This is a genomic window from Planococcus donghaensis, assembly GCF_001687665.2.
GTDB classification, from domain to species: domain Bacteria; phylum Bacillota; class Bacilli; order Bacillales_A; family Planococcaceae; genus Planococcus; species Planococcus donghaensis.
The window spans coordinates 1478748-1490849 of sequence record NZ_CP016543.2; the positions used below are offsets into that span (position 1 = coordinate 1478748).

Here is a 12102-nt window from a genome sequence, read left to right on the forward strand (position 1 = left end):
GTGGCTATTTAGCCACCCCGCTTTTTTATTTAATGTAGTCGTAAGCGCTTTTATAAATAGTTGCTCGATTGTTCCGATATGTTAAAATAATGAAGAATGTATAAAAGGGAGGAGAAGATTGAATGCGTGTACTGGTCTTGAACGGTCCGAATTTAAACCGCCTCGGCAAACGAGAAAAAGAAGCGTATGGAACGTTCACTTTGGACGACTTAGAACAAGAACTAGTGGAATTTTCCTACCGTCATCATATTGAGTTGATTTGCCGACAGTCGAACCATGAAGGAGAACTGATTGATTGGATTCATGGAGCTGGCGATGAAGGTTTATCGGGAATTGTGTTAAATGCAGGTGCCTACACACATACGAGTATTGCGATACGAGATGCGATTGCGGCGATCCAAGTGCCTGTAATTGAAGTACATATATCAAATGTTCATAAACGAGAAGAATTCCGACACCATTCGTATATTTCTCCAGTCACCATCGGGCAAATTGTAGGATTTGGTCAAGATGTCTACAAACTGGCGCTACAAGCGCTGATTTTCAAACAAGAGAGAGGTTGAACACTTTGAAACTTCAAAAATTACGCGATGAAATGAAACAACGCGAAGTAGAAACAGTACTAGTTACGAGTCCTTATAATTTGCGTTATATTACTGAATTCACAGGAACGGCTGGCTTAGCAATAGTCACACAACAAAAAGCCGTTTTCATTACAGATTTCCGTTATACAGAACAAGCAGGAGAACAAGTGAAAGAATTTGATGTTATCCAAGCGGAAAAAAATCTAGTAGATGAAGTAGTAAAGACAATCAAAACGATGGATATTGAGACGCTTGCGTTTGAACAAGATTACATGACGTATGCTCAAGCTGCGCTTTATAAAGAAAAATTAGCATGTGAATTAGAACCGATAAGTAATTTGATTGAAAAAATCCGCATGGTTAAAACAGCTGAGGAAGTAGCGGTATTAAAAGCTGCTGCTAAAATTGCAGATGATACATTTGAACATATTTGTGGTTTTATCCGCCCAGGACTGACGGAATTGGAAGTTTCCAATGAGTTGGAATTTTTCATGAGACAACAAGGTGCAACGTCATCTAGTTTTGATATTATTGTAGCTTCTGGTCTGCGATCTGCTTTGCCTCACGGTGTAGCCACAGATAAAGTCATTGAAAAAGGTGACATGATTACACTGGATTTTGGTGCTTTGTATAATGGTTACATATCCGACATTACCCGCACGGTTGCAGTAGGCGAACCGTCAGAGCAAATGAAAGAAATTTATGATATTGTATTAAAGGCGCAAGAATTAGGTGTGGAGAAAATTGGTCCGGGAATGAGCGGTATTGAAGCAGACGCCATTGCTCGAGATTATATTAAGTCTAAAGGCTATGGCGAAGCATTTGGCCATTCAACAGGACATGGGATTGGGTTAGAAGTTCACGAAGGTCCAGGGTTATCTTCTAAATCAGAGACGATATTAGAGCCGGGAATGGCTGTAACGGTTGAACCGGGAATTTATCTGCAAGGAATTGGCGGAGTCCGCATTGAAGATGATATACTGATAACCGAGTCAGGAAATGAACGGTTGACTAACTCCACAAAAGAGCTTCGCATTTTATAAACAAACGGAGGAACTATAATGATTTCAGTAAACGATTTTAAAACAGGTGTAACAATTGAAGTAGACGGCGGAATTTGGCGCGTAATGGAATTCCAACACGTAAAACCGGGTAAAGGTGCTGCATTCGTGCGCTCGAAACTTCGTAATCTTCGGACAGGAAGTGTCACTGAAAAGACATTCCGTGCAGGTGAGAAAGTAGCGAAAGCACAAATCGACAACTCTAAAATGCAGTACTTATATGCCAATGGCGACATGCACGCATTTATGGACATGGAAACTTACGATCAAATCGAGTTGCCAGAAAAAAACATTGAATATGAATTGAAGTTTTTACAGGAAAATATGGAAGTGCAAGTAATCCAATTCCAAGGAGAAGTTCTTGGCGTTGAATTGCCTAACACGGTTGTTTTAGAAGTAGTTGAAACAGACCCAGGCATTAAAGGTGATACAGCAAGTGGCGGTTCTAAACCAGCGAAGTTATCGACTGGTTTGTCTGTTCAAGTGCCGTTTTTCATTAACGAAGGCGATAAATTGATCATTAACACAACTGATTCATCTTATGTTTCTAGAGCTCAATAATCAAAAAGGCCTCTACTATAGAGGCCTTTTTTTAAAAAGTCAGATTAGCTATTTCAAAATAGCCTGAAAAAGTCTAAAATGGTATAGAAATCAGTTAAATACATATTAGGGGAGTATGATGAATATGAAAATCCAAGAAATCCGTGAAATCATCAAATTGGTAGATGGGTCATCTATTGATGAATTCTCTTACGAGTTTGAAGGCATTAAAGTTAAAATGAAGAAAAACGGCTCTGGCCAAACTCAGCAAACAAATACTTCAACTGCTCAAGCACCACAAGTCCAAAAAGCGGTAGAAACGAGTGCGCCGGCACCAGCTAAAGAACCAGAAGTTGAAACTCTAGTGTCTTCTGAAGCGCCAGAAGTACCAGCCGATAACCATGCGGATTACCACAAAATTTTATCGCCAATGGTTGGAACTTTTTATGAGTCTCCATCACCTGACGAATCACCATACGTTCAAGTAGGAACAAAAGTTTCAGCTGATCACGTTGTTTGTATCGTTGAAGCGATGAAACTATTTAACGAAATCGAAGCAGAAGTAGATGGGGAAATTGCTGAGATTCTTGTAAAAGATGGTCAACTAGTCGAATACGGCCAGCCTTTATTCCTCGTGAAAGCAAACTGAGGAAAGGGGAGATAGCGATGAAAACGATGAAAAAAGTATTGATTGCAAACCGTGGAGAAATCGCCGTTCGGATTATTCGTGCTTGTAAAGAAATGGATATCGAAACGGTTGCTGTATACTCAGAAGCTGATAAAGAAGCTCTTCATGTGGAACTTGCAGATGAAGCGTATTGCATCGGTCCGAAATTATCGAAAGACAGCTATTTAAATTTTTCTAATATCATGTCAGTTGCTAAATTGACTAATTGTGATGGTATCCATCCCGGGTACGGGTTTTTAGCTGAAAACGCAAGTTTCGCTGAACTTTGCGAAGCGTGCGATATGATGTTTATTGGCCCGACTGCAGACGCGATTTCGCGCATGGGCACCAAAGACGTAGCGCGTGAAACGATGCGCAAAGCGGGTGTTCCGGTTGTCCCAGGCTCGACAGGCATTGTAGCAGATGAAAAAGACGGGTTGCGTATTGCAGATGAAATTGGTTTCCCTGTCATCATTAAAGCCACAGCAGGTGGTGGAGGGAAAGGAATCCGCGTCGCACGTACTCGTGAGGATTTTGTTACTGGATTGAAAATGACTCAAAAAGAAGCAGCTGCTGCTTTTGGGAATCCTGGCGTGTATATCGAGAAGTTTATCGAAGATTTCCGCCATATTGAAATCCAAGTACTGGCTGATTCTCATGGCAATGCGATTCATTTAGGTGAGCGTGATTGTTCCATTCAGCGCCGTATGCAAAAACTGGTAGAAGAAGCACCATCACCGGCACTGTCACCAGAATTGCGTGCAGAAATGGGCGAAGCGGCAGTAAAAGCGGCACTAGCTGTTAACTACCGCGGAGCAGGAACAGTAGAATTTATTTTTGACGCTGTCAATCAAAAATTCTACTTTATGGAAATGAACACACGCATTCAAGTCGAACACCCTGTAACAGAAATGATTACGGGAATTGACTTGATTCAACAACAATTACGAGTGGCTTCTGGTGAAACATTAGCTTATAAACAAGAAGATGTTACGTTTAAAGGTTGGTCAATTGAATGCCGTATTAATGCGGAAAACCCAGCTAAAAACTTTATGCCATCGGCCGGAAAAGTCGAAATGTACTTGCCCCCAGGTGGTATGGGTGTCAGAATCGATTCTGCAATGTATTCAGGCTATACGATTCCGCCATATTATGATTCAATGGTAGCAAAATTGATCACATTCGCAGACACACGAGAAGAAGCAGTAGCAAAAATGAAGCGCGCATTAGATGAATTTGTCATTGAAGGCGTGTTTACAACGATTCCGTTCCATTCAAAACTGATGGGTCACGAAGTATTTAAGTCGGGAGATTTCAACACGAAATTCCTTGAAAAATACGACGTGTTGGGATCTTAAGGAGGAGCTTTTTAAATGGCTGAAAAAACGGCACCTTATTTACGCATGAAATCGCACGGAGCACAAGACTTAGGAAATATTGAAGTTGCTCCAGAAGTGTTAGAAATTATTGCGAGTATTGCAGCAACAGATATTGAAGGAGTTGCTAGCATGCGTGGGAACTTTGCTTCTGGCGTTGTAGAACGTTTAGGAAAAAAAGTTCACGGCAAAGGCATTAAAACCGAATTGTCGGAAGAAGGATTGGCGATTGATGTGTATTGTGTCATCAATTATGGTGTGTCAATTCCTAAAACCGCATTAAAAATTCAAGAACAGGTTCGTCAAACGCTAGAAAATATGACGTCGCTTCAAACGCAAGAAGTAAACGTCCATATTACAGGTGTTCATTTCGAGTCTCAAGCAGCAGAATAGGCAGCAAGGCTGTCCTGAAGTCCTCTTGTAGGCTTTGGGACAGCCTTCTCTTTGTTTTTGTTGGCAAACCCCCAAAATATTCCTGTAGGTGGCTGTGCATTTTGAGACATTCAGCATTATTGACCGAACATTTCAAACATGGAAGTTCTACCGGAATACCTGTATAATGAGGGGTAATTAGCTGTGAAAAGGAGACCGGATAACTTATGAAACGACACGAAGCACGCGAAAAAGCGCTTCAGACCTTATTTCAATTAGAAGGCACTGAATTAACCATCAACGAGGCAATGGATCATGTGATGGCCGGAGAAAATGATAATTTTTACGACTTGTTGGTACAAGGCACGTATACAAATATGGCAACAATTGATGAAAAATTGGTTGACCATCTTGAAAACTGGTCAATCGAACGTTTGCCCAAAATTGAACGTACCATTTTGCGTATGGCAATTTTTGAATTAGAGTACATGGAAGATGCGCCAGCACGCGTAGTAATGAATGAAGCAATTGAATTGTGTAAAACATTCGGAGACGATAAGTCTAGCCGATTTGTTAACGGAGTATTGTCGAAGTTTACAGACGAAACAGCAAATTAATTGGGGGAGTAAACATGACTGCAAAATTGATTGATGGAAAAGCGGTAAGCCAAAAAATAAAAATTCAAGTACAACAACGAGTAGAAAAATTGGCACAGCAAGAGATCATCCCAGGACTAGCCGTTGTGTTGGTTGGAGAAAACTCCGCCTCTCTTACATATGTAAAAAACAAAAAAAAGACATGTGAAGCACTTGGTATGCGCTCAGATTTGCATCAATTCCCAGATACATTGACTGAGCAAGAGTTGCTTTCAACAATAGATGAATTGAATAATGATTCCAAAATACATGGAATTCTTGTTCAATTGCCATTACCTAAACAAATAGATGAATTTAAAGTAATATCAGCCATAAGCCCTGAAAAAGACGTAGATGGTTTTCATCCAATTTCAGTAGGCAACATGATGATTGGTAAAGACGCCTTTCTACCTTGTACGCCGCATGGCATTATGGAGTTACTTGCTCATTACGACATCGACCCAGCGGGCAAGCATGCTGTGGTCATTGGTCGCAGCAATATTGTCGGTAAACCAATCGGGCAATTGCTGCTTCAAAAAGATGCCACAGTAACTTACTGCCATTCAAAAACAAAAGATTTGGCTGAATTTACAAAGCAAGCCGATATTTTAATCGCTGCAATTGGACGTGCCAAATTTATCGATCATACGTTCATTAAACCCGGTGCAGTTGTTATTGATGTGGGGATGAATCGTGACGAAAACGGTAAATTATGTGGCGATGTAGACTTTGAAGATGTTCAAGAAACGGCTAGTTTTGTGACGCCTGTTCCGGGTGGCGTAGGACCTATGACGATTGCGATGCTTATGGATAATACATTACAATCAGCAGAAAAAGGGTCTGTACAGACAAAACCAGAATAAGCATGTAAAATAAATAGCAATGGGGCTGTTTTTCTTCCGAAAAACAGCTTTTTAAATTCACAGATAGGGGTTGAAAATGTGTCGTCCGACCCGTACTTAAGTGTAAAAGCATTAACCAAATACATAAAAAAGAAATTTGATGCCGATCCCCATCTTCGCGATGTATACGTGAAAGGCGAGCTATCCAATGTTAAAATTCACACCAGTGGCCATATTTATTTTACCTTAAAAGACAATTCAGCACGTTTGCCTGGCGTAATGTTTTCAGCAAGCGCAAAATCCGTGAAGTTCAAGCCTGAAAGTGGCATGACGGTGCTAATTCGGGGAGATGTCACGGTCTATGAAGCGTCCGGGCAGTATCAACTTTATGCCCAGTCTATGCAAGCAGATGGGATTGGTGACTATTATTTAGCATTTGAACAGTTGAAAGAAAAACTAGCGAAAGAAGGATTATTTGATGCTTCTCATAAAAAACGCTTGCCTCGTTTTCCAAAACGAATTGCGGTAGTAACTGCTCAAACAGGTGCAGCAGTGCGCGACATTATCATTACCCTTCACCGCCGATATCCTTTGGCTAATGTGGTATTATATCCGGCACTTGTGCAAGGCAGTGGTGCAGTTCAGTCAGTTGTCCAATCAATCCAAGCAGCCAATAAAGATAATTTTGACGTATTAATTGTTGGTCGCGGCGGAGGTTCGATTGAAGATTTATGGGCTTTTAACGAAGAAGCGGTGGCACGTGCGATCTTTTCTTCTGAAATCCCTATTATTTCAGCTATTGGTCATGAAACCGATACCACAATTGCTGACTTTGTATCTGATTTGCGAGCGCCTACACCAACTGCTGCCGCGGAACTTGCAGTACCTAGTCAAGCAGAACTGCTAGAGCGAATCTCTAGTTACAGAAGTCAAATGTATCGCAATGTTTCTAGCACCGTGAGTCAGCAAAAACAGGCGTTAAACCGATTAACATCTTCTTATCCGCTCGCTTACCCAGAACGGCTGTATCGGCCCTTTATTGAACGAGTCGAACGTGCTACTGAGTCGTTGCAAAGAGAATCAATGCAGCATTTAAATCGTTCGAAAGAATATTACCGAACGCTTGATCAGCGTTTGAAATCGCGAATGCCGTTGCAACAAATTCGACAATCTGAAACAGACATCACGGAACTAGCGAGAAGACTAGACTATCAAATAGAGCAATTGCTAAAAAATCATTCACGCCAATTAAGTTCGGCGATTCGCACATTAGATGCACTTAGTCCACTAAAGATTATGGACCGTGGGTATTCAATTCCTTATATCGAAGAAACTGTTGTTAAAAGTGTTGAACAAGTAACGGTAGGAGATCATTTAACGCTTGCCATGCAAGACGGAACCATTCAAGCAACGGTCAATGAGATAAATCCAGCACCTAAAGGAGACGGAAACGATGACTGAGAAGAAAATTATGTTCAATGATGCAATGGAACAACTTGAAGAAATTGTTCGTCAACTCGAACAAGGGGATGTGCCACTCGAACAGGCATTGACGCTTTATCAAAAAGGAATGGAACTTTCGAAAGTTTGCCACGATAAATTACAAAATGCAGAAAGTCAATTAGTGACGATGATGAAAGATGGCAAAGAAGTGCCAGCAAACATAGAAATGGACGGGAATGCCAAATGAATTTAACCCAATTCCGTGCTCATTACGAACCGCTTATCCAACAGGAAATGGCACAATTAATTCTTTCATTATCCATTCCAGATTCACTAAAAGAATCGATGCATTATTCATTGCAAGCAGGCGGAAAACGAATTCGCCCAATTTTGCTATTAGCTGTTTTACATGAAATGACTGGCAAAGAACATCCGGATGCATTAAAAGTAGCAGCTGCCATTGAAATGATTCACACGTACTCATTGATCCACGATGACTTGCCAAGTATGGATGATGACGACTTACGTCGCGGCATGCCGACAAACCATAAAGTGTTTGGCGAAGCAGTTGCGATTCTTGCAGGCGACGCGCTATTAACTTATAGCTTTGGTGTAGTAGCTCGTCTAGAGCATGTATCAAGTGATGACAAAGTGCGTTTAATCGATTTAATGAGTGTTTCTGCAGGAGCTGAAGGCATGGTTGGGGGTCAAGTGTTAGACATTGAAGGCGAAGAAAAGCAATTACAGCTTGAAGAGTTAGAACAAGTACATCGCTTAAAAACCGGTGCTTTGTTAACTTTTAGCATATTGGCTGGCGGCATTTTAGCACAAGCAACAAACGAAGAAATTATCGCGCTTAGTCAATTTGGCCAGCATTTAGGGTTAGCTTTCCAAATTCAAGACGATATTTTGGATGTGACTGGAACTTCTCAAGAACTTGGGAAAACAGCTGGAAAAGACGAATCCAGTGAAAAAAGCACATATCCAAGTTTGTTAACGTTACCAAAAGCAAAAGAAAAATTAGACTACCACGCGTCTGAAGCTGTAAATGCTCTAAATAAGTTAAACGGCGAAAAAACATTGCTATTGGAACTCACACAATTAATTGTGCAAAGAAAAAACTGATTTTTAAGGCTCTGATTTGTACAATTGCTCAGTATTGATATAATATGTACAGACAGTCTGAAGGAAAATTTAAAAAAGGTGCGTGATGGCATTGGATCTACATTCGATTACTAGTCCATCTTTCTTAAAAGAGCTGAACACAAAACAGCTAGAAGTATTAAGTGAAGATATAAGACGGTTTTTAATAGAGAATTTATCAAGAACAGGTGGACATATTGGTCCGAATCTCGGCGTAGTAGAATTGACGTTGGCTTTACACAAAGTATTCGATAGCCCGTCAGACAAATTTATTTGGGATGTAGGACACCAATCATACGTCCATAAAATTCTTACGGGAAGAGCTAACCAATTTGACACTTTGCGTCAATTTAAAGGTCTTTGCGGTTTTCCGAAGCGCAATGAAAGCGATCACGATGTTTGGGAAACTGGACATAGTTCAACTTCATTATCCGCAGCAATGGGGATGGCGGCAGCACGTGATATTAAAAAAGACAGCAATTACGTCATTCCAATCATTGGAGACGGCGCATTAACGGGTGGTATGGCTTTTGAGGCGTTAAACCATATTGGCCATACAAAAACGGATATGACCGTTATTCTCAACGACAACGAAATGTCAATTGCTCCAAATGTTGGTGCCATGCATAGCATGCTTGGTCGTATGCGGACAGCTGGAAAATACAATAAAGTAAAAGATGATTTAGAATATCTATTGAAAAAAGTTCCAGCAGTTGGCGATCGTTTAGCCTCTACTGCTGAGCGTGTAAAAGATTCGCTCAAGTATTTGGTCGTTTCAGGCATGTTTTTTGAAGAAATGGGCTTTACGTACTTAGGGCCAATCGACGGACATGATTTGGAAGAACTAGAAGACAATTTACGTTATGCGAAGAAAACAAAAGGTCCTGTTTTATTGCATGTTATTACGAAAAAAGGCAAAGGTTTTTTACCTGCGGAACAAGATACAATTGGCACGTGGCATGGGACAGGTCCTTATAAAATGGAAACCGGTGATTTAGTAAAATCATCGTCAAAAGCTCCTTCTTGGAGTGGGTTAGTAGCAGAAACAGTCCGTAAACTAGCCCGTACTGACGAACGCATTGTAGCAATTACACCAGCAATGCCAGTTGGTTCAAAATTAGAAGGATTTGCTTCTGAATTTCCAGAGCGCATGTACGATGTTGGAATTGCCGAGCAACACGCAACTACAATGGCTGCGGGACTTGCAACACAAGACATGAAACCATTCCTCGCGATCTATTCGACATTTTTACAACGTGCCTATGATCAAGTTGTCCATGATATTTGCCGTCAAAACTTAAATGTTTTTATCGGTATTGATCGTTCAGGTCTTGTAGGAGCAGATGGCGAAACGCATCAAGGTGTATTTGATATTGCGTTCTTGCGTCATTTGCCAAATATGGTCATTATGATGCCTAAAGACGAAAACGAAGGACAACACATGGTTAAAACGGCGATTGACTATAATGGCGGTCCAATTGCACTTCGTTACCCACGAGGAAACGGATTAGGTGTAGCGATGGACGAAGAGCTACAAGCTTTACCAATCGGTTCATGGGAAGTGCTCCAAGAAGGAACAGATGCAGTAATTCTAACGTTTGGGACAACTATTCCAATGGCGATAAAAGCTGCAAAACAATTATCAGAACAAGGCATTTCAGTGGAAGTCGTCAATGCCCGGTTTATTAAGCCAATGGATGAAGAAATGCTTCATACGATCTTTAAACGCGAAGTTCCAATTTTAACAATTGAAGAAGCTGTTCTTCAAGGTGGATTTGGGAGTGCGGTTCTTGAGTTTGCTCAAGAACAACAATATCGTGGCGCGGTTATTGACCGTCTTGGAATTCCGGATCACTTTATCGAGCACGGGGATGTTAGTGAACTAATGGATGAAATCCATTTAAACAGCGATGAAGTGGTGCGTGTCATAAAAGAGCGAGCACAATCCAAAAAGCAGGCAGGTACAACGATTCTATGAACAAACCTAAAAAAGAACGTGTAGATGTCTTGCTAGTTGAGCGAGGCATCTGTGAAACGCGTGAAAAAGCAAAACGAGCGATTATGGCTGGTATTATTTACTCAGGCTCTGAACGGATGAATAAGCCTGGTGAAAAAATACTTGAAGACGCGGCTTTGCAAATGAAAGGCAATGACTTAAAGTACGTTAGCCGCGGAGGGTTAAAGTTGGAAAAAGCATTAGAGCAGTTTGATTTATCAGTCGCAGATAAATTGATGCTCGATATTGGTTCTTCTACAGGTGGATTTACAGATTGCGCCCTTCAAAATGGGGCAAAGCATTGCTACGCATTAGATGTCGGTTATAACCAATTGGCTTGGAAAATTAGACAAGATGAACGCGTAACTGTGATGGAGCGTGTTAACTTCCGTCATTCAAAACCAGAAGATTTCGTGCAAGGATTACCTGAATTTGCATCAATTGATGTGTCGTTTATTTCATTACGCATTATCTTCCCAGTATTAAAACAAGTTTTGGTTCCGGGTGGCGACGTCATCGCATTGGTGAAACCGCAGTTTGAAGCGGGAAGAGAAAATGTAGGGAAAAAAGGCATTATTCGCGATCCGAAAATTCATCGAGATGTATTGTTCAAAGTGGGGAATTTTGCAGTTGAATCTGGATTTCATGTGAAAAACATGTCGTTTTCTCCAATTACTGGCGGAGAAGGCAATATTGAATTTTTATTTCATCTTCAATCGAGTATAGAAGGTCATGAAATTGCCCCTATTTCAGAGTTATTGATTGATGAAACGGTGAAAAAAGCACATGAGGTTTTGTAAACACATTCCGATAGGGGTGTGTTTTTTTTATCCACAACGGGGAATACACAAATAGGAAAGTAATATGTGGAGTTTACCTAGTAAATATATGTCATTAAAGATATATACCTTCAAGCTTTTCTTGTTTTATGTATGAAATAACTGTAGGATATAAAGTATATAGAATAATTATTCATTCAAGGGGGAGCACCATGAACAAAGGACAGCGCCACATTAAAATACGCGATTTAATATCGAATCGTGAAATCGAAACACAAGACGAATTAGTCGAATTATTAAAATCAGCCGGCTATGAAGTCACACAAGCTACAGTATCACGCGACATTAAAGAATTACATTTAGTAAAAGTGCCACTACAAGATGGCCGTTATAAATATAGCTTGCCAGCAGATCAACGGTTTAATCCGATGCAAAAGCTACATCGGGCGTTGACAGATGCTTTTGTTAGCATTGATGGTGCGAGTCATTTTTTAGTGATGAAAACATTGCCTGGTAATGCACATGCGATTGGCTCTTTAATCGACCATTTGGATTGGGAAGAAATTCTCGGAACAATTTGTGGAGATGATACGTGCCTAATTATTTGCAGAGATACCGAACATCGAGAAGTTTTAAAACAACGTTTAATTGAAATGCTTTAAGA

At 40.6% G+C, this 12102-nt stretch carries 14 protein-coding genes; all 14 read left to right on the top strand.

Annotation, left to right across the window (positions count from 1 at the left end):
* Positions 1-122 precede the first annotated feature (122 nt).
* On the top strand, positions 123-563 hold the full coding sequence (gene aroQ / locus BCM40_RS07405) for a type II 3-dehydroquinate dehydratase (RefSeq protein WP_065526493.1): 441 nt from the start codon (positions 123-125) through the stop codon (positions 561-563).
* Between the two features lie 32 nt (positions 564-595).
* Positions 596-1627, top strand: a complete 1032-nt coding sequence (locus BCM40_RS07410; protein WP_420330058.1) for a M24 family metallopeptidase — start codon at positions 596-598, stop codon at positions 1625-1627.
* A gap of 18 nt (positions 1628-1645) precedes the next feature.
* Positions 1646-2206, top strand: coding sequence for an elongation factor P (efp, locus tag BCM40_RS07415; RefSeq protein ID WP_008429961.1), 561 nt, complete (start codon positions 1646-1648; stop codon positions 2204-2206).
* Positions 2207-2330: 124 nt separating this feature from the next.
* The gene (gene accB, locus BCM40_RS07420; RefSeq protein WP_065527722.1) at positions 2331-2834 is read left to right on the top strand and encodes an acetyl-CoA carboxylase biotin carboxyl carrier protein; all 504 of its coding nucleotides are present in this window, start codon (positions 2331-2333) and stop codon (positions 2832-2834) included.
* Between the two features lie 26 nt (positions 2835-2860).
* Positions 2861-4210: an acetyl-CoA carboxylase biotin carboxylase subunit gene (gene accC / locus BCM40_RS07425; protein ID WP_065527721.1), complete on the top strand. Its 1350-nt coding sequence runs from the start codon at positions 2861-2863 to the stop codon at positions 4208-4210.
* 15 nt (positions 4211-4225) lie between these two features.
* Positions 4226-4621, top strand: coding sequence for an Asp23/Gls24 family envelope stress response protein (locus BCM40_RS07430; protein WP_065526491.1), 396 nt, complete (start codon positions 4226-4228; stop codon positions 4619-4621).
* A gap of 206 nt (positions 4622-4827) precedes the next feature.
* Positions 4828-5217, top strand: coding sequence for a transcription antitermination factor NusB (gene nusB, locus BCM40_RS07435; protein ID WP_065526490.1), 390 nt, complete (start codon positions 4828-4830; stop codon positions 5215-5217).
* A 14-nt stretch (positions 5218-5231) separates the two neighbouring features.
* Complete coding sequence (folD, locus tag BCM40_RS07440; RefSeq protein WP_065526489.1) at positions 5232-6098, top strand: bifunctional methylenetetrahydrofolate dehydrogenase/methenyltetrahydrofolate cyclohydrolase FolD; 867 nt, start codon at positions 5232-5234, stop codon at positions 6096-6098.
* 78 nt (positions 6099-6176) lie between these two features.
* Positions 6177-7538, top strand: a complete 1362-nt coding sequence (gene xseA / locus BCM40_RS07445; protein ID WP_065526488.1) for an exodeoxyribonuclease VII large subunit — start codon at positions 6177-6179, stop codon at positions 7536-7538.
* Positions 7531-7767 (top strand): exodeoxyribonuclease VII small subunit, encoded by a 237-nt coding sequence (gene xseB / locus BCM40_RS07450; protein ID WP_008429975.1) that lies wholly within the window; start codon positions 7531-7533, stop codon positions 7765-7767. Before xseA ends, xseB begins: the two co-directional genes overlap by 8 nt.
* Positions 7764-8645: a polyprenyl synthetase family protein gene (locus BCM40_RS07455; protein WP_065526487.1), complete on the top strand. Its 882-nt coding sequence runs from the start codon at positions 7764-7766 to the stop codon at positions 8643-8645. Before xseB ends, BCM40_RS07455 begins: the two co-directional genes overlap by 4 nt.
* Before the next feature lie 85 nt (positions 8646-8730).
* Positions 8731-10641 (top strand): 1-deoxy-D-xylulose-5-phosphate synthase, encoded by a 1911-nt coding sequence (gene dxs, locus BCM40_RS07460; protein ID WP_420330055.1) that lies wholly within the window; start codon positions 8731-8733, stop codon positions 10639-10641.
* A complete protein-coding gene (locus BCM40_RS07465) occupies positions 10638-11459 on the top strand; it encodes a TlyA family RNA methyltransferase (protein WP_065526486.1) in 822 nt (273 codons plus the stop codon). Before dxs ends, BCM40_RS07465 begins: the two co-directional genes overlap by 4 nt.
* A gap of 191 nt (positions 11460-11650) precedes the next feature.
* Positions 11651-12100 carry a transcriptional regulator AhrC/ArgR gene (gene ahrC, locus BCM40_RS07470; RefSeq protein WP_008429983.1) on the top strand — a complete coding sequence of 150 codons (450 nt, stop codon included), beginning with the start codon at positions 11651-11653 and terminating at the stop codon, positions 12098-12100.
* Positions 12101-12102 lie beyond the last annotated feature (2 nt).